The following is a 21,430-nucleotide window of genomic DNA, read 5'->3' on the forward strand; positions in this document are numbered from 1 at the left end:
TTACATCTCCATATTTTGGTAAATTGGCAGCAGCATAGCCGCATAAATCAACACAATCATCAGAGCAACTCCAATAAAAACCAAGGGTTGAATGAGTTGCATACTGGCTTGAATGCGACGGAAAAATTCTTCCCAACATTCATCAGCATAGAGGACTAACTCACTGCCTAGTTTCGATTTTACCTGCCCATATTCAATCATTAAGCTGAGCTCTTTTTTGAAAAAGGAATAGGTCTTGATGTGGTCATGAAAACTCTGACCATTTGACAAGGCAATTTCCATGTCTCGTCCGATTTCTTGAAAAAGGGAAGCCGACTGCTCCTGCATGATCGCCAATATCTGAGTCATTTCAAGTCCTTGTCCGATGAGATTTCCCCACTCACGCGCATAATAGGCTGTCAGATAGGTCTGTATCAATATTCCCACAAAAGGCAGCCGAGCAAGTCGGGTATAGACTTGAATCTTAGCTGTTTTCCGATACCACCAGACAAAAAGCAGAGCTAAAAGTCCAATCAGCACCAGCATTCCAAAGAAAACCGTCGGCAGATGGGGAATCAACCAAGTGGCTACATTTCCCTTTTCCATTTGTGGCAGGAGGTAATTTTTCAATCCTAGCATAATCACGATGAGAAAGCCGAGAAGGATTAGTGGATAGGTCACCACTTCCACCAACTTCTTGCGGACTTGGTCCAGATTACTCAGGTACTCTTGAATTTTCGACAAACTAAGATGCGTATTGCCATGAATTTCAGACAGAGCAACTTGGGTCACAACAGCATCTGAAAATTGCAAATCTGCTAGTAGCTGCGAAAAAGGCTTACCCGCTAGTAATCCGTCAGATAGAATCTGTGTATACTGGTCTGCCAGCAACTGACTCCTCTTCAAAAAATCAACCACTTCTCCCAGATGAAATCCACTGGCAAACAGATTATTGAAGAGTTCAATGACTTTACGTTGTCTTGTTAAAGGTAATTTTTTCGGTTTCCGCTTGGCGAAGACTGATATGTCCTGCTGCAAGAAGCGCATCAATTTGCTCATTCCACTCTTGCGGCTGATGTTCTTGGTAGCCGTCACTGGCATAATCCACCATCCCCTTTCCTTCTATCAAACGCTGGTAGGTAATCCCCTGTAAACAATTGTCCAGCTCAGCCTCTGAGATGCCAAATTCCAGCATCCTCGTATAAACGCCAGAGATACTCTTAGCGTGAACGGTTGAAAAGACAGTCGCACCCGTCAAGCTTGCTCGAATAACCGCACGCGCCGTTTCCTCATCGCGGATTTCCCCGATAATGAGAAGATCTGGTCGGTGCCGAAGCGATAATTTAATGAGATTGTCATAGGTTCCACCGATGGCCTCGTTGATTTGCAACTGCAACATGTCTGGGTGCTTGATTTCCACAGGGTCTTCGATGGTCAAAATCTGCTGGTCAGGAAACTTCAACTGGGCTAAATGATACATAAGCGTTGTCTTTCCCGAGCCAACCGGACCCGAAAAAAGATAAAGCCCTCGTCCTTTGATATGTTCACTTAACCGCTCGACTGCATCAAACCAAAATTTCAGATTGTCCTCTCCATCATAAAGAAAACGGATGACTAGACTTTCCTTCCCACGGTAATCACCGACCGTTGACAAACGAAGAGCAACCTCACCACTCCCATAATGGTAGTTACAAGCCCCCTGTTGACTGCGGCGTTTCTCACCGACATTGAGTCCTGCAACAAACTTAAAATGGCTAATCAAGGATGAGAATGCTACCTCGTCATATTCCCCTACAAACGCCCGCCCATCCGACTTTCGTTCATAGAGCTGGTAGGCATTCTCACGGGGGACCAGATAGATATCGCTCACCTGCTTTTCTACTGCCTCACTGATCATTTTTCTAGCTAAATCTTGTACCATAAGACCTCCTCAACTATACTATTCGAAAACGCAGTTTACTTTTGAAATCTTTTTTGTTAAAATAGTAAAAATTTTTAAGGAGGTTGCTATGAAAAAGTTAAAAAAAGGAGACCACATCCGCGTACTGAGTCCATCCTCATCTATTGAGCGTCTGGGTGGTTTCGAAGCCAATATTTCTGCCAAGGAAACTCTGGAAAAGCTCGGATTTAACTTGTCCTTTTCGGAGCATTATTTTGAAAATGACATCTTTTTCTCAGCTAGCATTGACAGCCGCGTTTCAGATTTACATCAGGCATTTGCAGATGAGTCCGTCCACGCTATATTAGCGACGATCGGTGGTTCTAACTCAAACGAACTCCTTCCTTACCTTGATTACGACTTGATTCAACAGCATCCAAAGATTATCTGTGGCTACTCAGATACCACCGCCATTCTCAATGCGATTTTTGCCAAAACGGGAATGCCGACCTACATGGGACCATCTTACTCCAGTTTTAAGATGAAAGAAGGTCAGGACTACCAGAGTCAAAGTTGGCTAAATGCGGTTACGCAGGAAAATTATGACCTCATCCCAAGCAAACAATGGTCTAGCGACCCTTGGTATGACCCAAGGCAGCCCCGTCATTTTTTCCCAACTGAATGGAAAGTCTACACCTCTGGACAAGCAAAGGGTACTGCCATCGGTGGCAATCTCTCCACATTCGGACTGCTACGTGGTACAGACTATGCTCCAAAACCAGACGAATACGTCCTCTTTCTCGAGGAAGCTGAAGTGGATGATTACATCGAGTTCGCTCGCAACTTGGCCGCTATCCTACAAGCCTATCCAAACCCTCAGGCTGTTCTCATCGGACGCTTCCCAAAAGAATGCCAAATGACTGAAGAACGATTGCTCGCTATCCTAGAAAAGCACCCTATTCTCAAAACTATTCCAGTCTTATACGACATCGACATGGCTCACACCCAGCCTCTTTTTACCATCACCATCGGCGGACAAGTCAGCATCGACACCGACACACCCCGCATCCATTTCCAGACAAACTAAAAAAACGCGATTGCTCGCGTTTTTTAATTTACAAACTTTTTCCAGTCATGTCTGTGTAATCTTGAGACATGATATTCCACGAATCCTCAATCTTCTCTGTCAAGCTAAACAAGCCACTACGACCAACAATATAGATATCTGGACCGGCAGTATCAATCTGCTTAAATGTTTTCCGACTAGATGAACCATCCATCTCAATGACATATGAATAACCATACTCATCTCGTAATTGACGAAGTTCGACAATCTTGTCCAGGGTAGACTCCAAGAATCGTTGTCCTGCAAAACCTGGATCGACAGTCATAATGGTTACTTTATCTAGCAAATCAATGTAAGGTAAGATTTTGTTAACAGGTGTTTCAGGATTCAAGACAACGCCTGCCTTTAAACCTGCATCATGAATCTGATCAATCAAACGAAATGCTAGTCCGTTAATCACTTCAGCATGCATACAGATCCACTCACACTTGATATCAATCATTTGCTGAACCCAGAAGGGTTGGTCTGTCACCATCAAATGGGCTGACATTGGAACTGTACTTACTTTTCGTACTTCTTCTACAAACCACGGAGAAAGTGTGATATTGGGAACAAAATGTCCATCCATAATGTCAATGTGATAGGACCCTACCTTATCATTCAAAAAAGTAATTTCTTCTTTAAATTTATCTAGGTTCATACACATTAGCGAGGGAGAAATTTCTACTTTACTCATCTTCTTACCTCTTATCTTTTACAAAATTTCAAGGTCATCGAGATCAATATCCGCTTCATCTTCAGCATTGACAACCGCAATTTCATCCTCTGCTGTAACTGGCTTTTTAATCAAAGCATATACCAAGCCTGTTACAAGAATGTTTGCCAAGAGTGCCAAGATACCTGCCATAGGACGTGACATAGTTGGGATCATCAAGATGCCTCCAAATGGAACGGTTGAATCCGCACCAAGTGTCATCGAGACAGAACCACCTACACAGCCACCAACTGCTGCTGCAATCAAACCTGGAACCAAATTGTTCATTACAACTGGAATAATTCCCTCAACAATATTCACAATTCCCATTGGTACTGCTGACTTTAGAGTTTCAATTTCATTTTGTGTGTAGATTTTTTTATTCATCAATTTAGCGATGAAGTATGCCAAGCCAAATCCAACCGGTGTTGCTGTATTAACCAATTGAAGGGCTGTGATTGGCTCATTTACTCCTTCGGCTTGCAAGGTCAATACAAAAGCGTAAACTGTTTTATTTAAAGCCCCACCAAAGTCAACGATACTCAAGATACCAACTACACCACCAAATACTAAACGAGATGAACTTCCTAAGCCTTGAAGAACACCTGTTAACCAAGTGGTAAATGCTGAAATAGGTCCGCCAATCAAGTAAATCATAATCAAGCTTGCTACAAACGAAGCCAACAGAGGAACAATCATGGTTGGCATCAATCCTTTAGCCCAGGCAGGAACCTTGAGATTTTTCAAGATGTAAAGGGCTAGGAAACCTGCGATGTATCCACCCAGAATACCACCGATAAAACCGGCACTTACAACGTTCGCCATTAAACCGACTACAAAACCTGGGGCAATCCCTGGTTTACCGGCGATAGAAAATGCAATACCAGTTGCCACGATAACTGGCAATAATCCTAGGGCCTTCCCACCCATAGTAGCCATAGCATCCCAAAAACTAAACTGACCAATCACCAAGCTATCTTGGGCATGGCCTCCGAGCGCCATACCAATCGCTACCAAGAAACCAGCACCACATACGATAGGCACCAAATAAGAAATAGCTGTCAGCAAGTGTCCTTTAAGATTTGCTTTTTTCATTAAATCCTTCATTTTTGTCTCCTTTTTATTGAAATGCCTCATAAACTGAGGTTGGATTTGTTGCCTTTAATAATGATGAAACGACCTGGTCATTGCCCAGTTTACGAGCAAATAATGACAAGAGTTTTAAATGTTCTTTTGCTGCCTCAGCGTCGTTTCCAACAGCAAATAAAATAACCACTTTTACACCGTTCCCATCTAGAGTTTCCCAAGGAATTTCAGATTTGTTAACGCCAATTGCAACGACAGATGTTGAAACAAACTCACTTTTCCCATGAGGAATAGCCACATAATTTCCAATACCCGTCTGTCCTTCCGCCTCGCGAGCATACACGTCTTTAAGAAATCCATCGACATCTGTTACCTTGCCCTCTTCATAAAGCAGTGTCGCCAATTCACGCAGGATATCGTCTTTATCTGTAGCCTCTAAATCTGTTTTAACAAGTTTTAAATCAATTGCATCCTTTGCTTCCATGTTTTCTCCTTTAATCTCTAAGCTTTTCCAGCAACCTCTGCTAATTTTGCAATCAGCTTGTTTGGAGATTTGATAGCTGTTTCTGTTGAAACTTTTACAACTTTCTTGCCTGCAAAGCGCTCTTCACCAGAAATTTTTACATCAACTGCTAAAATAACAATGTCTGCCGCAGCAATCTCCTCTGCAGTCAATTCATTTTCAATCCCAATCGTTCCTTGGGTTTCAATTTTAATATCGTAACCTGCATTTTTCCCAGCGGTTTCTAACTTCTCTTGGGCAATATAAGTATGGGCAATTCCTACTGTACATGCTGCAATTCCAACGATTTTCATCTGATTTTCCTCCTAAAAAGTAAACTTCTTTATGTTTAATTTTCTAGCAATGCTTGTATAAATTCTTCATCTGCTAGTTGATGAACAAATGCAATGAGTTGGCGCTTAATTTCTACTTCCTCATCTTTTTTCATGGCAAGTAGGATCATTAAACGAACATCCCTAGTTGTATTCAGCCACTGAATGCTATCCTGTAATTGTAAAATAATGATTTGACTCTCTTTCAAACGATTACTTTCCAAGTGAGGCATAACAACTCCAGGAAATATTTCAATACTTGCTAGTCGCTCTCGCTCTTCTAGCAAGTGTAAAAATTGAGTCGATTCATCTTCCCCCAGCTGTCCAACTAGAAATTCGTAACATTCTTGACGTGAACGAAAAGGCTGCTGGAAAAATTGTTTTTTTAGTAGACTCTTCATGAATTCAATTCCTTAAGTAGATTTTCTAAACGGGTTTGGTCATCTCGATGAAACATACCACTTACTAATAGAACCGGTATCGTTTGGTATTCGGCTATCGGAATGGTTGATATAATCAACTGAACTCCTTTTTCAAGCAACTCATCTTGATTGATATCTTTAGAAGCTAAGACTTTCACAATCTCAATTTGAGAAAACTTATTAGAAATCTTGGCTTTTAACAACTCAGATATCCCAATTCCAGTTGTGCAAACAATCACTACTCTTATAGGCTGTTGATTATTTTCCAACACTTTAGCAAAGTACAATGTAATAAATCCATTTTCATCTTCACTAATAGTCGGTAAATCATAAGCTTGACTAACAACCTCTGAGCATTCTCTGACTAATTCGAACAAACCTAGGTAGGTCGTCTTGATTTGCGAAAGTAGCCCATTACGAATGACAATCGCTTGCTTCAGCCGTTTAAGCATCGGCTGAATATGATTGGCTAAATCTAAAAATAAATCTTGACTCACTAGCTTCTTTTGCAGTTTAAAACTCATTAGTTCTATATAGTCATTTGAAATGCGCGTTACCAATTCTGAAAATGATTGTAGATGTTGGTTGGTTGCCGTCACACGCGACGCGGCAAGATATTGATAAAGATAAAAAATCTCAACCTCAGGAACTCGAATTCCCAAATATTTAGATATATTTTCAACAATCTCTTCTGCTACTAAGTAGTGCTCTACTTGTTTATTCATCAGCTGGTCGTCAATATCAACAGCATAATGATGAAATTGACGCGCTCTTTGAATAAAAATATACAAATGGAGAAAAATATTGATATTATAGGGATAGGGCAATTGCGATTGGTAGTGTTGCTCTATGAGTTGGATTTGTCCTTTTAAAAAAGCAATGTCATTAGGATGAAAATCCAATTTGGCCTCTTTAATCAACACATCCAAATCCATTTGATCTGAGCGTTGATAAAAGTCAGATAGAGCACGGCGGACATCCCTCTCTGCTCCCAGAATAGCTAAGCTACGATGTTTTTTCTGTAATTGTAGCCCGTAACTTGCCAGTTCCTTACCGAGCCAAACTTCATCAGTTGTCAGGGCAGATTCGCTGATAAAATACACCTCAAGAATATCGATAATCGAATATGAAGACGGTGATCTAAGAAGTAACTCCCGTAGTAAACTCACTCGACGCTCTTCAACCGTCATTTTTCCTTGAACATTACCTGTACTAGACCATAATAGATAATTTTCATAGTGAAGGCGATAACCTCGACCTTTTTCTGATAAAATTATTTCCCCACTTGGAAACTGAGTATTTATCTCCTTGACAAGGCGATAAATTGTTTTTGTGGAAACTGCCAAAGAAAGTGCCGCTTCTTCCGAGGAAATATAATCTGCCTGTTCCAATAGCAAGTGAACCAACTGAGTTTGACGATCCTGCTTTATTCCCATACTTCCTCCTTAATAAAATCATAACAGAAACAAATGTAAGCGTTTTATATTTTTGTGTCTTCTACAATAGACACTCCTAACTTATTTTATTGTATCAATCCCGTCATCTATTTTCCAGACAAACTAAAAAACGCGATTGCTCGCGTTTTTATGATTTTATCTGACAAGAACGAATACGTTTTTCGCTGGCTGATTTTCGTAAGCCCTTGGGAAGAACTTCCTTGGACTCCAACAACATGATGGAATGAAAATTTTGCAAGTGCTCATCACACTCTTCGCACCAATACTGATCCTCTGGCTCCCAAAAAGCTGTCATCATACCAACCTTGCTTTTTCGCTGAGGATATTCTTCTGATAGGTAAACCCATTCTTGTTGGTAATACCTGAGCGCTTCTTCGTAGCGCTCAAACTGTTTACAACTGACTATATCTTCTTCCCAACCGTCTAAAAACCACCAGGGTTCACAGTCGCCATACATCTTCACAACACTATACATAACTACCCATTCTTCCTTTGTATGGCTTATTATAGCTTATTTTACGAAAAAAATGAAAAATTCCGCTCGGGAAAATGTTCACAAAAAAGCACACCAATTGGTGTGCTTTTACCTTTATTCAGTTACAGGTTCTTCTGTCACTTCTTCAGCTTCAATGATTTCAACTTCATTGATGGCTTGTGGTTCAAGGTTGCGGTAACGAGCCATACCAGTACCAGCTGGGATGATCTTACCGATGATAACATTTTCCTTAAGACCAAGGAGGTTATCACGTTTACCACGGATAGCAGCATCTGTCAAGACACGAGTTGTTTCTTGGAAGGACGCAGCTGACAAGAATGAGTTAGTTTCAAGGGAAGCTTTGGTGATTCCCATGAGAACTGGACGTGCTGTGGCTGGAATACCACCTGCGATAACCACTTCTACATTGGCATCTGTAAAGTCAGTGATATCCATAAGGGTACCCATGAGCAATTCAGTATCACCTGGATCCATGACACGAACTTTACGAAGCATTTGGCGAACCATTACCTCGATGTGTTTGTCACCGATTTCTACCCCTTGGCTACGGTAAACTTTTTGAACTTCAGAAAGAAGATAAGTTTCCACAGACAAGACGTCACGGACTTCAAGCAAGCGTTTTGGTTGGATTGAACCTTCGGTAAGGGCTGCACCGCGGGCAACTTTGTCACCCACTTCAACCTTCATACGAGCTGTAAATGGTACCACATATTCGCCTTCGCCAGTTTGACCTTTAACGTAAACTTTCTTAGTACGAGTTGCGGCATCTTCATCAATAGCTGTAACTTCACCCTTAACTTCTGTGATAACCGCTTCCCCTTTAGGGTTACGCGCTTCAAAGATTTCTTGGACACGAGGGAGACCTTGTGTGATATCGCTGTTAGAGGCAACACCACCCGTGTGGAAGGTACGCATTGTAAGCTGTGTACCAGGTTCACCGATAGATTGGGCAGCGATTGTACCAACTGCTTCACCAACCTCAACTGCATCGCCTGTCGCCAAGTTAATACCATAACAGTGACGGCAGACACCGTGGCGAGTGTTACATGTAAATACGCTACGGATAGTAACTTGTTCAACACCAGCATTGACAATTTGACGAGCAATATCTTCTGTAATCAATTCGTTTGGACCGATGATAAGCTCACCAGTTTCTGGATGTTTAACAGATTTCTTAGTGTAACGACCTTGAAGACGTTCTTCAAGTGGTTCAATCATTTCTTTACCATCTGTGATCGAACGAATATCAAGACCACGGTCTGTTCCACAGTCATCTTCACGAATGATAACGTCTTGGGCAACGTCAACTAAACGACGAGTCAAGTAACCTGAGTCGGCTGTCTTAAGGGCCGTATCGGTCATACCTTTACGCGCACCGTGAGTTGAGAAGAACATTTCCAAAACGCTCAAACCTTCACGGAAGTTTGACAAGATAGGCAATTCCATGATACGTCCGTTAGGCGCTGACATCAGACCACGCATACCGGCAAGCTGTGAGAAGTTTGAGATGTTACCACGGGCACCTGAGTCCATCATCATAACGATTGGGTTCTTAGGATCTTGTGATTCTGTCAAACGTTTTTCAAGTTTTTCCTTAGCTGAACGCCACTCGTCTGTAACAGCAGTGTAACGCTCATCTTCTGTAATCATACCACGACGGAATTGTTTCTTGATTTGCTCAACACGCTCATGAGCAGCCTCAATGATTTCAGCCTTGTTGTCAATAACTGGGATATCGGCGATACCCACTGTCAATCCAGCAAGAGTTGAGTGGTAGTAACCAAGGTCTTTCAAACGGTCAAGAAGGGCAGAGGTTTCAGTCGTACGGAAACGTTTGAAGATTTCTGCGATGATATTTCCAAGATTTTTCTTCTTGAATGGTGGGTTAATCTCAAGTTCAGCAATTGCTGCTTTGATGTCGCTACCTGGTGTCAAGAAGTACTTATCTGGTGTACCTTCTGTCAAGTTGGCATTATTTGGTTCTTGCAAGTATGGCAAGCCTTCAGGCATAATCGCGTTGAAGAGAATTTTACCAACAGTTGTCATCATGACTTTGTGTTTTTGGAAGTCAGTCCAAGGTTTGTCAAGGCTGTCTGTTGCGATACCAACACGGGTATGCAAGTGAACAACGCCGTTGCGGTAAGCCATCACAGCTTCATCCGCATCCTTGAAGACCATACCTTCGCCTTCACGACCAGCTTCTTCCATAGTCAAGTAGTAGTTACCCAAAACCATATCCTGAGACGGTGTTACAACTGGTTTCCCATCTTTAGGGTTAAGGATGTGCTCAGCAGCCAACATCAAGATACGAGCTTCTGCTTGAGCTTCTTCTGACAATGGTACGTGGATGGCCATTTGGTCCCCGTCAAAGTCGGCATTGTAGGCTTCACAGACAAGTGGGTGAAGACGAAGTGCCTTACCATCAATCAAAACTGGTTCAAAAGCTTGGATACCAAGACGGTGGAGGGTAGGTGCGCGGTTAAGAAGAACTGGGTGTTCTTTGATAACTTCTTCAAGAATATCCCAAATACGGTCATCTCCACGCTCAATCAAGCGTTTCGCAGCTTTTACGTTACCGGCAATGTCACGCGCAACAATTTCACGCATCACAAATGGTTTGAAGAGCTCGATGGCCATTTCACGTGGCACACCACATTGGTACATTTTAAGAGTTGGACCTACAGCGATAACGGAACGTCCTGAGAAATCAACACGTTTACCGAGCAAGTTTTGACGGAAGCGTCCTTGTTTACCTTTCAGCATGTGGCTAAGAGATTTGAGTGGACGGCTACCTGGTCCTGTGATTGGACGGCCACGACGACCATTATCAATCAAGGCATCAACCGCTTCTTGCAACATGCGTTTTTCATTTTGTACGATGATACCTGGCGCATTCAATTCAAGCAAGCGAGCTAAGCGGTTGTTACGGTTGATAACACGACGGTAGAGTTCGTTCAAGTCAGATGCCGCAAAACGTCCACCATCCAATTGAACCATCGGACGAAGATCTGGTGGGATAACTGGAAGGATATTGAGAATCATCCATTCAGGTTTGTTACCAGATTTTTGGAAAGCATCAAGAACGTCCAAACGACGAACTGCTTTAATTCGTTTTTGACCCGTTGCTGTTTTCAACTCGTCCTTAAGCGCAGCAATTTCAGCAGCCAAGTCTACTTGTCTCAAGAGGTCTTGGATAGCTTCTGCACCCATTTTAGCGACAAATGAGCCTGAACCGTATTCACGTAAACGCTCACGGTATTCGCGCTCTGTCATGATAGATTTGTGTTCAAGTGGCGTTTCTTTTGGATCAATGACCACATAGGCTGCGAAGTAGATGACTTCCTCAAGTGCACGTGGACTCATATCCAAGGTCAGACCCATACGAGATGGAATTCCTTTGAAATACCAAATATGTGAGATAGGTGCTTTCAACTCGATGTGACCCATACGTTCACGACGAACTTTTGCACGTGTTACTTCAACACCACAGCGGTCACAGACGATTCCTTTGTAACGGATACGTTTGTACTTACCACAAGCACATTCCCAGTCTTTTGTTGGACCAAAGATGACTTCATCAAAGAGTCCATCACGCTCAGGTTTGAGCGTACGATAGTTGATTGTTTCAGGTTTTTTAACTTCACCGTAAGACCATGAACGGACCTTACTTGGAGAAGCTAACGTGATTTGCATACTTTTAAATCGATTTACGTCAACCACTATTTATCCCTTTCTGTTTGTTTCAAGCCGAATCATCGACTTTTGCAAAATAGGCCGGCGGGGAGAAACTCCCCAACCTATTTTTACTCTTCTGATTGTGCGAATGCTGCTGCGGCATCTGCTGCAACTTTAGCACGTGCTTTTTCAAGATCATCTACGTGGATGATGTCATCATCTTCCCCTTCATCAAGGTCACGCAATTCAACTTCATTGTCATCTTCATCAAGGACACGCATGTCAAGACCAAGTGATTGCAATTCTTTTACAAGAACGCGGAATGATTCTGGAACACCTGGTTTTGGAATTGGTTTACCTTTTGTGATGGCTTCATAGGCTTTCAAACGACCCGTTACATCATCTGACTTGTAAGTCAAGATTTCTTGAAGGACATTTGACGCACCATAGGCTTCAAGGGCCCAAACCTCCATCTCACCGAAACGTTGTCCACCGAATTGTGCTTTACCACCAAGCGGTTGTTGGGTAACGAGTGAGTAAGGTCCGACTGAACGAGCGTGAAGTTTATCATCAACCATGTGGTGAAGTTTGATCATGTACATGACACCAACGGATACACGGTTATCAAATGGCTCACCTGTACGGCCATCGTAAAGAATTGTTTTGGCATCTGAATCCATGCCTGCTTCTTTAACAGTTGACCAAAGGTCTTCTGAGCTTGCTCCATCAAAGACTGGTGTTGCAATGTGGATACCCAAGTTGCGAGCAGCCATACCCAAGTGAAGTTCCATTACCTGACCGATGTTCATACGTGATGGTACCCCGAGTGGGTTCAACATAATATCAACTGGAGTTCCGTCTGGAAGATATGGCATGTCTTCAACTGGAACAATACGTGAAACGACACCCTTGTTACCGTGACGACCGGCCATCTTATCTCCGACCTTGATTTTACGTTTTTGAGCGATGTAAACACGAACAAGCATGTTTACGCCTGATTGCAATTCATCACCGTTTGCACGAGTAAAGATTTTCACATCGCGGACAACACCATCGGCACCGTGTGGTACACGAAGAGATGTATCACGTACTTCGCGTGATTTGTCACCGAAGATAGCGTGCAAGAGACGTTCTTCTGCTGATAGATCTTTTTCACCCTTAGGTGTGACTTTACCAACCAAGATGTCGCCTTCTTTAACTTCCGCACCGATACGGATGATACCCATTTCATCCAATTGGCGAAGTGCATCTTCACCAACGTTTGGAATTTCACGTGTAATTTCTTCAGGTCCGAGCTTTGTATCGCGTGTTTCTGATTCATATTCTTCCAAGTGAACAGATGTATAAACATCATCTTTCACAAGGCGTTCGCTCATGATAACGGCATCCTCGAAGTTGTAACCTTCCCATGTCATGTAGGCAACGATTGGGTTTTGTCCAAGGGCCATTTCACCATTTTCCATAGAAGGACCATCTGCGATGAAGTCGCCTTTTTCAATCACATCGCCAACTTTAACAAGTGTACGTTGGTTGTAAGCAGTACCTGAGTTTGAACGACGGAATTTTGAAACGTGGTAAACGTCCAAAGAACCATCTTCGCGACGAACTTCTACCTTGTCAGCGTCAGAGTAAGTAACCTTACCATCGTGTTGAGCGATGATTGCGGCACCAGAGTCATGGGCTGCTTGGTATTCCATACCTGTACCCACATAAGGTGCTTTGGGATCAATCAATGGCACAGCCTGACGTTGCATGTTGGCACCCATGAGGGCACGGTTGGAGTCATCGTTTTCCAAGAAAGGAATACATGCTGTCGCAACGGCAACTACCTGCTTAGGAGATACGTCCATAAAGTCAGCAGATGCAGCTGGGAATTCTTGGTTATTACCTTGGTGACGACCCATAACGATTTCGTCGATAAAGCGGTTGTTTTCGTCAAGTGGTGAAGTAGATTGAGCTACGATGTAGGCATCTTCTTCATCCGCTGTCAACCAGACGATTTCATTTGTGACTGTACCAGTTGCGCGGTCAATCTTACGATATGGTGTTTGGATGAAACCGTACTTGTTGAGGTGTCCATATGAAGACAAGTTATTGATCAAACCGATGTTTGGTCCTTCAGGTGTTTCAATCGGACACATACGACCGTAGTGAGTGTAGTGCACGTCACGTACTTCATATCCGGCACGGTCACGTGTCAAACCACCAGGTCCTAAGGCTGACAAACGGCGTTTGTGTGACAACTCAGAAAGCGGGTTGTGTTGGTCCATGAACTGTGACAACTGTGATGAACCGAAAAATTCTTTGATAGCAGCTGTTACAGGGCGGATATTGATGATTTGTTGAGGTGTTAAGACTTCATTGTCTTGAACGCTCATACGCTCACGCAAGTTACGTTCCATACGCGTCAAACCGATACGTACTTGGTTAGCAAGCAATTCACCAACGGCACGGATACGGCGGTTCCCCAAGTGGTCGATATCATCTACGCGACCCAAACCTTCAGCAAGGTTAAGGAAGTAAGACATTTCTGCCAAGATATCAGCTGGAGTAACAGTGCGAACATTTTCAGCTGGATTTGCATTACCAATAACAGTTACAACGCGGTCTGGATCAGTTGGAGCTACAATCTTGAATTTTTGCAAGAGAACAGGTTCAACGACAACAGCAGCGTCATTTGGAATGTATTCAACTTGGTTGAGCTCATCGAATTGTCCTTCAATTGATTCCAAAACGTCACGGTTCAAGACTGTGCCAGCTTCGAGAACAATTTCACCTGTTTCACTGTTGATCACATGTTCAGCCAATGTTTGGTTGAGCAAGCGTGTGCGAAGGTTGAGTTTCTTGTTGATTTTGTAACGACCAACAGGTGCCAAATCGTAACGACGTGGGTCGAAGAAACGAGCTGTCAAAAGGCTACGTGAGCTTTCAGCTGTTTTGGGCTCACCTGGACGAAGGCGTTCGTAAATTTCTTTCAAGGCTTCGTCTGTACGTGAATCTGCTGGATTTTTATGGATATCTTTTTCGATGGTGTTGCGGACTAATTCGCTATCACCAAAGATATCAAAGATTTCATCATCACCTGAGAAACCAAGTGCACGCACCAAAGTCGTAAATGGAATTTTACGTGTGCGGTCGATACGAGTATAGGCAATATCTTTTGAATCTGTTTCCAATTCCAACCAAGCACCGCGGTTAGGGATAACAGTTGAGCCATAGCCTACTTTACCATTTTTGTCTATCTTATCATTGAAGTAAACACCTGGTGAACGAACGAGCTGAGATACGATAATACGCTCTGCACCATTGATGATAAAGGTTCCCATTTCAGTCATGATTGGGAATTCACCGAAGAAAACTTCCTGAGTTTTAATCTCACCAGTTTCTTTATTGACCAAGCGGAAAGTTACAAAGATTGGCGCTGAGTAGTTAGCGTCGTGCGAACGCGCTTCTTCCAATGTATACTTAGGCTCTTTCAATTCATAACCAACAAATTCCAACTCCATTGTATCTGTAAAGTTTGATACTGGAAGTACATCTTCAAACACTTCTTTCAAACCACTGTCCAAGAAGTCTTTGAATGAATCTGTTTGGATTTCAATCAAATTTGGTAAATCAAGAACTTCCTTGATTCTTGAAAAACTACGACGGGTACGATGTTTCCCGTATTGAACGTCATGTCCTGCCAAGTTAATTCTCCTCTATTTTTTCTATTGATTTTTTGCAAAATCAAACACATTTGTCTTTTGTTAGAATTTTTAGAATCTTTAAGAATAGGTTACAATTCCCAAAAATCCGTCAAATAGACACAAAAAGAGCAGCTAAATCTTCCTTTTTGAAAAGTATGATTTAACTGCTGCAAGCCTTGTATGGACAATATTTCACACAAGACACACGACAAATTATTTCTCTATATTATAGCACAATTCCGTGTCTATTACAAGTTTATTCGCTCCTTTGTGAGCTGCTTGGTGTTGTCGAACTGGATGGTTTTGTCGTAGATGAAGAGCTCTTGGTTGAGGACGATCTCTTGGTTTCATTCACCGTACCAAACAAGCTATTCCACGCACGCGCTTTATCGCTATCCGTTCCACCAACCATAAAGTCATAGCTGGTAATCGGTGCCCCATTTTTCGCCCAATAGCTGGTTGTGGTCGCACCAGAAACGGTAATGGAACGACCATTTACCTGGGCTGTACCAGATTTTTGACCCGTTGAGGCCAGGACTGATGAGGAAATAACCGAGCTATCCATGTTAAAGCCGGTAGAGAACCACTCGGGTTTGGCTTGCGCCAAGGCATTTACCAAGTAGGCTGAATACTGGGCGTTATTGTTGTACCCAGTCAAGTAGTGCATTTCTGTATTGTCATCGTGTCCCGCCCAAGTACCCAGGGTTACAGAAGGCGTTGATAACATAAGCCATACATCGGCCGTGTCATTACTTGTCCCCGTTTTCCCTGCCAAGACACCGCTTGAAGCAAGTCCGGGATTCAAGGCCGACAATCGACTCGGGAAGGTCGTTGTTTCGCCAGAAGTTAGTACTCCTTTTAGCAACTGCATCATGATGCTAGAGGTTGCTTTTGAGTAGACCTGCACAGGCTTAGCCTGATGCTTGTAAATCTCCGTCCCATCTGCTGCTGTAATAGAGTCGATGATGTATTTTTGCTGGTAAACACCACCATTTGCCAGTGCTTGATAGGCATTGGTGTTTTCTGCAACGGTTGTTTCAATTCCTCCACCGAGAGGCAAACTTTCAATATCGTACATCGAGATGTCGTAGTGCATCTTATCCATGTAGGATTTGACATCAACACCGTTGTTTTGTAGCATTTTATAAGTCCAGAAAGCTGGAATATTAGCCGAGGCGTTTAGGGCATTTTGTAAAGTCATCATGCCTGTACCACTACTATTTCCGTGCATAATCTGGGTGCCGTCTGCAAAGGTTGCAGGGTAATTGGACAGGATACTAGCCGACCCCATCAGCCCCTGGTCGATCGCAATACCATAAGCCAAGAAGGGCTTGACAGTAGAACCCGGCGAACGCTTCGTAGAAAGCGCGTGGTTGTTTTGGTTGTTGGCATAATCACGACCACCGATAAAACCTAAAATCGCACCGCTATGGTTATCTAATAACACACTCCCCGTCTCAACATAACCGTTATTGGCATCCAATTCATAGCCGTGGTTAGCTGCGACACTTTGCATAGTATTGTAGATCCCCTTATCAACTGTACTCTTGATTGTGTAGCCACCTTGGCTGATTTCTTTTTCTGCCAATTCCTTATAGGATGCTACCGTCTTGTCGTTTTTAAGGTCATTTGCAGATACTTTGTCACGTTTAATCAGGTAATCATACATGACATCCTTGGCTTCAGCCATGACAGCGTAATACAGATAATCCTTATTGTCTCCCGTTACAGGGGATGGTGCGATGAAATCTTTCTTGATATCGTAGGCTTTATAAGTCTCATAATCTTGCTGGCTGAGCTTACCTGTTCGATACATGTTGTAGAGAACATCTTTTTGACGAGCCAAGCCATAGCTCATATTTTCATCAGACTTAAAGGTTCCATCTACTGAGTACGGAGAATAGACAATGGGACTCTGTGGCAATCCCGCGATAAAAGCTGCTTGCGGAACGGACAAGTCCTTAGCTGATTTTCCAAAAATTCCTTGTGCCGCTTCTTCAACACCTGCAATATTCAACCCGTGGTTATTGCGGCCAAAAGGAGAAACATTCAGATAAATTGTTAAAATGTCGTCCTTTTTCATGGCCCGTTCTAGCGCCAAGGCTGAAACAATCTCGTTTGCCTTACGGCTAAATGTTGGCGCATCTCCTACAAGCTGTTGCTTAATCAACTGCTGCGTTAAGGTAGAACCACCACTTGATGAGCCCATTCCAGCTGAGCCCAAGGCAGCACGGAGAACAGCTTTCGGCACCACTCCATTGTGAGACTCAAAGGTCGCATCCTCTGTCGCAACGACCGCATCCTTAATATTCTGAGAAATGTTGTCGCCTGTGACCGGTGTGCGTAGCAGGTCAGAGCTTACTTCTGAGATGAGACTATTGTCCGAGTAAACCACTTTGGAAATACTACTGATATTGCCCACTTGGGTCAGCAATTCCTTTTTGTCTGGCACTTTTACTTGGTCAAAAAGATTGGCAACAAATCCAACTCCAATCCCTGCTCCAAAGACGCCAAGTAAGCAGCCCAAGACAACTAAAAAATTCACCGTCAACTTAATACTACGCAGGATAATTCCTAAAATATCTCCTGCCGTCAATTTCTCATTTTCTGTTGACTTTTTCTCTTCTTTTTTATCCTGTTTATTTACCATAAAAAACCTCATATTACCCCTATTTTATCACATTTTCTTGTATTTGACGAAAATTTCCTATTTGATATAATAGAAAGATAGAATATTAATTAGAAACTGTAGGTGTATTTATGAACATTTTTGATGAACTCAAAGAACGTGGGCTTGTCTTTCAGACAACAGACGAAGAGGCGCTTCGTAAAGCGTTAGAAAAGGGTTCTGTCTCTTATTATACTGGTTACGACCCTACAGCTGATAGTCTTCACTTAGGCCACCTCGTTGCTATCTTGACATCTCGTCGTCTTCAATTGGCTGGTCACAAACCTTATGTTCTTGTTGGTGGCGCAACTGGATTGATCGGTGACCCATCCTTTAAAGATGCAGAGCGCAGCCTTCAAACCAAAGACACCGTTGATGGCTGGGTTGGAAAAATCCAAGGACAGCTTTCTCGCTTCCTCGACTTTGAAAATGGGGACAACAAAGCTGTCATGGTCAATAACTACGATTGGTTTGGTAGCGTGAGCTTTATCGACTTCCTTCGTGATGTGGGGAAATACTTCACTGTTAACTACATGATGAGCAAAGAATCTGTAAAAAAACGGATTGAAACAGGGATTTCATATACTGAATTTGCCTACCAAATTATGCAAGGTTATGACTTCTACGAACTCAACGACAAATACAATGTCACACTTCAAATCGGTGGTTCTGACCAATGGGGAAATATGACCGCAGGTACCGAACTCCTTCGTCGTAAAGCAGACAAAACTGGTCATGTTGTAACGGTGCCACTTATCACCGATTCAACTGGTAAAAAATTCGGTAAATCTGAAGGTAACGCCGTTTGGCTCGATGCGGACAAAACATCACCATACGAAATGTACCAATTCTGGCTCAACGTTATGGATGCCGACGCTGTTCGTTTCTTGAAAATCTTCACTTTCCTCACACTAGAAGAAATCGAAGACATCCGCGTTCAATTTGAAGCAGCACCACACGAACGTTTGGCACAAAAAACATTGGCACGCGAAGTGGTCACACTTGTTCACGGTCAAGAAGCCTACAACCAAGCCCTCAACATCACTGAGCAACTCTTTGCTGGCAATATCAAAGGTCTTTCTGTCAAAGAACTCAAGCAAGGTCTCCGTGGCGTTCCAAATCACCAAGTGAAATCTGACGACAACCTCAACATCGTTGAACTCCTCGTAACAGCTGGTGTTGTCACTTCAAAACGCCAAGCGCGTGAAGATGTGCAAAATGGCGCTATCTACGTCAACGGCGATCGCATCCAAGACCTCAACTACGTCCTTTCAGACCAAGACAAATTGGAAAATGAATTAACTGTTATCCGTCGTGGTAAGAAAAAACACTTCGTCGTAACTTACTAATACCCTTAACGAGCTTCGGCTCGTTTTTTCATAAGGAGATTTTATGGAAAATTGTATCTTTTGCAACTTCATCACAGAGAAGCAAATCATCCACCAAACACCTCACTTCAAAGTTGTCTTTGATATAGACCCTATCCAGACAGGTCATCTCCTCATCATTTCAAAAGACCATTACGAGAGTATGACCGAATTGCCAAAGCCACTCTTGCATGAACTCATCGAGTTACAAGCCAAACTGATTGCTGCGCTTGAAACGAGTTTGCCAATTGCTGGTGTTACAAGTGCCAGCAATGACAAGGAGCTGATGGATACTGGGACCCACTTCCACCTGCACTTGATTCCTAGACGGAAAAATGACGGATTTTGGGACAAACTTGAAATCCCGACAGAAGACTGGGACCTGAACAATTTTTTGAAGACAATCTAAAAGAACCTAGGACTCAGTCCTAGGTTCTTAACTTTTATTGTAATTTTAACAGATTGACGCACCGGGAGACCTTTTTAAGCTGGAAATAAAATTTGCAAAGCAATTGTCAACAAAATCGATTTCTGCGAAATCACGATTGAGTCCCACTCTCTTTTCATTTTCTACTTAGCCGACTGCAATGACTTCGTAGATCGTATCTTCAAGTGCCGTTTGGTAGTCCGTCTGCGAACGCTCGGTCTGTGTGTCAACTGTTGCTTGTTTTGCATCCAAGTCCACGCTGACACCAATCACTCCCTCCAGAGCAGACAAGTGTTCTGTGACATGTTTCACACAATTTTGACAAGACATGTGCTCGATTGTAAGTGTTTGTTTCATCTTTTTCTCTTTTCTAGTGGTGATGACCACAGGTACATTGACCTGATAAACAATGACAAATCAGGGTTTCTGGTGAATTTTTTGTCAAATTCTCTATTTTGCTCAAAATCTTGTGCAAGTCCGACGTGGAAAATTGCCCCTGCTCCAACAAGGCCTCCACCAGTTGACCATTTTTCGTCGAACAAACATTGTCCAATATGGTCTGGATTTGCCCGCTGAGATGCTCTTTTTCTGTCACCAGGGGTTGGTAACGATAGGTCGTCCCAACTTTTTCCATCTCTAAATAGCCTTTTTTCCGCAAACGACCCAGCAGGGTCTTAATCGTAGCCGCCTGCCAGTCAAAGCCTTCCTGCAGAGATGATATGATAAATTGTGAGTTGGAACCTGGATGAGACCACACAACACGCATAGCCTGCCACTCGGCCGCAGACATGATTTGTTCTATCATAAAGACCTCCTAACCACTTTTAGTTTACATTTGTAATCAACATTTGTCAAGGAAATGTATTTCCGTCTAGGCATGGAGGCTATGCATCAAACATCGCTAGATGCACACAGACTCACAAAATAACCCTACCTAAAATTAGGTAGGGTTATTATTAAATGTAATCCTTGCCTTGTGTTGCTTTCCAATCCGCTGCAAAATCATCTACCGCTTTTGCAATCGAAGGCATCGCAAAGGCTGCTTCAAACACATCTGGACCTGCCGTGATAGATTGTGCTCCCTGGGCCAAGGCTTTTGTCACCTGACTTGCATTTTTGAAACTCGCCGCCAAAACTTTACTAGACGAACCTGTTCTGTCAATTGCATCCACCAATTCGCCAATCACTTGAATCGGATCAATATCCAGATTCTCCATCCGATTATAATATGGAGCTAGATAATCTGCACCTGCTGAAATAGCTAACAACCCTTGCATTGTTGTATAGATGGCGGTTGCTGTGATATTAAACCCTTGGCTCTTCAAGGTTTTAATCGCTGCAAGACCGTCCGGGGTTACAGGAATTTTGATATAGACATGGTCGTCTGTCTCCTCACGAATCTTCTGCGCATCTTTAACAATGCCTTCATAATCCTTTGCTACTACTTGGACATGTAAACTAGCATCTTGTCCAATAATCTCACGAACATCTCGAATTCGTTGGAAAAAGTCAATTTGACCTTCCTTTTTGGCAATGGTTGGATTAGAAGTTACACCAGCCAACGGTAAGATATGATGCCATTTTTTTATGGCCTCTAAATTTAAAGTATCTAGTAAAAATTCCATAATATT

Annotated in this window: 18 protein-coding genes; 3 read left to right on the forward strand and 15 right to left on the reverse strand. The window is 42.8% G+C overall.

Translation table 11 applies throughout. The features are described 5' to 3' along the window. Both comGB and comGA read right to left on the reverse strand, forming a co-directional pair. Positions 1 to 1,038, reverse strand: a complete 1,038-nt coding sequence (gene comGB / locus ABID27_RS07760) for a competence type IV pilus assembly protein ComGB (protein WP_354281387.1) — start codon at positions 1,036 to 1,038, stop codon at positions 1 to 3. Beyond that, positions 950 to 1,900: a competence type IV pilus ATPase ComGA gene (gene comGA, locus ABID27_RS07765; RefSeq protein ID WP_253365408.1), complete on the reverse strand. Its 951-nt coding sequence runs from the start codon at positions 1,898 to 1,900 to the stop codon at positions 950 to 952. The genes comGB and comGA overlap by 89 nt, the downstream gene beginning before the upstream one ends. A gap of 88 nt (positions 1,901 to 1,988) precedes the next feature. On the opposite strand from comGA, the gene ABID27_RS07770 reads away from it, so the two are divergent. Further along, positions 1,989 to 2,945, forward strand: coding sequence for a S66 family peptidase (locus tag ABID27_RS07770; RefSeq protein WP_253365406.1), 957 nt, complete (start codon positions 1,989 to 1,991; stop codon positions 2,943 to 2,945). Between the two features lie 28 nt (positions 2,946 to 2,973). Here the strand turns inward: ABID27_RS07770 and alsE are convergent, their stop codons facing one another. The 10 genes from alsE to pbp1b all read right to left on the reverse strand — a co-directional run bounded on the left by alsE (position 2,974) and on the right by pbp1b (position 17,987). Beyond that, positions 2,974 to 3,660 (reverse strand): D-allulose 6-phosphate 3-epimerase, encoded by a 687-nt coding sequence (gene alsE / locus ABID27_RS07775; protein WP_354281389.1) that lies wholly within the window; start codon positions 3,658 to 3,660, stop codon positions 2,974 to 2,976. An 18-nt stretch (positions 3,661 to 3,678) separates the two neighbouring features. Further along, the gene (locus tag ABID27_RS07780; protein WP_253365401.1) at positions 3,679 to 4,785 is read right to left on the reverse strand and encodes a PTS fructose transporter subunit IIC; all 1,107 of its coding nucleotides are present in this window, start codon (positions 4,783 to 4,785) and stop codon (positions 3,679 to 3,681) included. Between the two features lie 13 nt (positions 4,786 to 4,798). Further along, the gene (locus tag ABID27_RS07785) at positions 4,799 to 5,248 is read right to left on the reverse strand and encodes a PTS sugar transporter subunit IIA (protein WP_253365399.1); all 450 of its coding nucleotides are present in this window, start codon (positions 5,246 to 5,248) and stop codon (positions 4,799 to 4,801) included. Positions 5,249 to 5,265: 17 nt separating this feature from the next. Continuing rightward, complete coding sequence (locus tag ABID27_RS07790; protein WP_253365397.1) at positions 5,266 to 5,580, reverse strand: PTS fructose transporter subunit IIB; 315 nt, start codon at positions 5,578 to 5,580, stop codon at positions 5,266 to 5,268. A 35-nt stretch (positions 5,581 to 5,615) separates the two neighbouring features. Further along, on the reverse strand, positions 5,616 to 5,999 hold the full coding sequence (locus ABID27_RS07795) for a PTS sugar transporter subunit IIA (protein WP_253365396.1): 384 nt from the start codon (positions 5,997 to 5,999) through the stop codon (positions 5,616 to 5,618). Continuing rightward, positions 5,996 to 7,456, reverse strand: a complete 1,461-nt coding sequence (locus tag ABID27_RS07800; protein ID WP_253365394.1) for a BglG family transcription antiterminator — start codon at positions 7,454 to 7,456, stop codon at positions 5,996 to 5,998. The genes ABID27_RS07795 and ABID27_RS07800 overlap by 4 nt, the downstream gene beginning before the upstream one ends. A gap of 148 nt (positions 7,457 to 7,604) precedes the next feature. Further along, positions 7,605 to 7,952: a DUF1033 family protein gene (locus ABID27_RS07805; RefSeq protein WP_354281392.1), complete on the reverse strand. Its 348-nt coding sequence runs from the start codon at positions 7,950 to 7,952 to the stop codon at positions 7,605 to 7,607. A 114-nt stretch (positions 7,953 to 8,066) separates the two neighbouring features. After that, complete coding sequence (rpoC, locus tag ABID27_RS07810; protein ID WP_253365392.1) at positions 8,067 to 11,693, reverse strand: DNA-directed RNA polymerase subunit beta'; 3,627 nt, start codon at positions 11,691 to 11,693, stop codon at positions 8,067 to 8,069. 83 nt (positions 11,694 to 11,776) lie between these two features. Further along, positions 11,777 to 15,337 carry a DNA-directed RNA polymerase subunit beta gene (rpoB, locus tag ABID27_RS07815; protein WP_253365390.1) on the reverse strand — a complete coding sequence of 1,187 codons (3,561 nt, stop codon included), beginning with the start codon at positions 15,335 to 15,337 and terminating at the stop codon, positions 11,777 to 11,779. Between the two features lie 256 nt (positions 15,338 to 15,593). Continuing rightward, positions 15,594 to 17,987 carry a penicillin-binding protein PBP1B gene (pbp1b, locus tag ABID27_RS07820; RefSeq protein WP_354281394.1) on the reverse strand — a complete coding sequence of 798 codons (2,394 nt, stop codon included), beginning with the start codon at positions 17,985 to 17,987 and terminating at the stop codon, positions 15,594 to 15,596. 110 nt (positions 17,988 to 18,097) lie between these two features. Here pbp1b and tyrS point away from each other — a divergent pair, with 110 nt between their 5' ends. Continuing rightward, positions 18,098 to 19,354 carry a tyrosine--tRNA ligase gene (gene tyrS, locus ABID27_RS07825; RefSeq protein ID WP_354281396.1) on the forward strand — a complete coding sequence of 419 codons (1,257 nt, stop codon included), beginning with the start codon at positions 18,098 to 18,100 and terminating at the stop codon, positions 19,352 to 19,354. Positions 19,355 to 19,397: 43 nt separating this feature from the next. Beyond that, entirely contained in the window at positions 19,398 to 19,781 is a 384-nt protein-coding gene (locus ABID27_RS07830; protein WP_253365387.1) for an HIT family protein, read from the forward strand. 165 nt (positions 19,782 to 19,946) lie between these two features. On the opposite strand, the gene ABID27_RS07835 is transcribed toward ABID27_RS07830, so the two are convergent. The 3 genes from ABID27_RS07835 to ABID27_RS07845 all read right to left on the reverse strand — a co-directional run bounded on the left by ABID27_RS07835 (position 19,947) and on the right by ABID27_RS07845 (position 21,424). Then, positions 19,947 to 20,156, reverse strand: a complete 210-nt coding sequence (locus tag ABID27_RS07835; RefSeq protein ID WP_354281398.1) for a heavy-metal-associated domain-containing protein — start codon at positions 20,154 to 20,156, stop codon at positions 19,947 to 19,949. A gap of 13 nt (positions 20,157 to 20,169) precedes the next feature. Then, entirely contained in the window at positions 20,170 to 20,601 is a 432-nt protein-coding gene (locus ABID27_RS07840; RefSeq protein ID WP_354281442.1) for a CopY/TcrY family copper transport repressor, read from the reverse strand. 154 nt (positions 20,602 to 20,755) lie between these two features. Continuing rightward, positions 20,756 to 21,424: a fructose-6-phosphate aldolase gene (locus tag ABID27_RS07845; RefSeq protein ID WP_253365385.1), complete on the reverse strand. Its 669-nt coding sequence runs from the start codon at positions 21,422 to 21,424 to the stop codon at positions 20,756 to 20,758. Positions 21,425 to 21,430: the final 6 nt, after the last annotated feature.

It is taken from the genome of Streptococcus gallinaceus, assembly GCF_040545695.1.
In the GTDB taxonomy this organism is placed as follows: Bacteria; Bacillota; Bacilli; order Lactobacillales; family Streptococcaceae; genus Streptococcus; species Streptococcus gallinaceus.

Excerpts from the sequence above, each read along its gene's own strand:
- comGB (WP_354281387.1), bottom strand. The coding sequence starts at position 1,038 with ATGAGCAAATTGATGCGCTTCTTGCAGCAGGACATATCAGTCTTCGCC.
- comGA (WP_253365408.1), bottom strand. The coding sequence starts at position 1,900 with ATGGTACAAGATTTAGCTAGAAAAATGATCAGTGAGGCAGTAGAAAAG.
- ABID27_RS07770 (WP_253365406.1), top strand. The coding sequence starts at position 1,989 with ATGAAAAAGTTAAAAAAAGGAGACCACATCCGCGTACTGAGTCCATCC.
- alsE (WP_354281389.1), bottom strand. The coding sequence starts at position 3,660 with ATGAGTAAAGTAGAAATTTCTCCCTCGCTAATGTGTATGAACCTAGAT.
- ABID27_RS07780 (WP_253365401.1), bottom strand. The coding sequence starts at position 4,785 with ATGAAGGATTTAATGAAAAAAGCAAATCTTAAAGGACACTTGCTGACA.
- ABID27_RS07785 (WP_253365399.1), bottom strand. The coding sequence starts at position 5,248 with ATGGAAGCAAAGGATGCAATTGATTTAAAACTTGTTAAAACAGATTTA.
- ABID27_RS07790 (WP_253365397.1), bottom strand. The coding sequence starts at position 5,580 with ATGAAAATCGTTGGAATTGCAGCATGTACAGTAGGAATTGCCCATACT.
- ABID27_RS07795 (WP_253365396.1), bottom strand. The coding sequence starts at position 5,999 with ATGAAGAGTCTACTAAAAAAACAATTTTTCCAGCAGCCTTTTCGTTCA.
- ABID27_RS07800 (WP_253365394.1), bottom strand. The coding sequence starts at position 7,456 with ATGGGAATAAAGCAGGATCGTCAAACTCAGTTGGTTCACTTGCTATTG.
- ABID27_RS07805 (WP_354281392.1), bottom strand. The coding sequence starts at position 7,952 with ATGTATAGTGTTGTGAAGATGTATGGCGACTGTGAACCCTGGTGGTTT.
- pbp1b (WP_354281394.1), bottom strand. The coding sequence starts at position 17,987 with ATGGTAAATAAACAGGATAAAAAAGAAGAGAAAAAGTCAACAGAAAAT.
- tyrS (WP_354281396.1), top strand. The coding sequence starts at position 18,098 with ATGAACATTTTTGATGAACTCAAAGAACGTGGGCTTGTCTTTCAGACA.
- ABID27_RS07830 (WP_253365387.1), top strand. The coding sequence starts at position 19,398 with ATGGAAAATTGTATCTTTTGCAACTTCATCACAGAGAAGCAAATCATC.
- ABID27_RS07835 (WP_354281398.1), bottom strand. The coding sequence starts at position 20,156 with ATGAAACAAACACTTACAATCGAGCACATGTCTTGTCAAAATTGTGTG.
- ABID27_RS07845 (WP_253365385.1), bottom strand. The coding sequence starts at position 21,424 with ATGGAATTTTTACTAGATACTTTAAATTTAGAGGCCATAAAAAAATGG.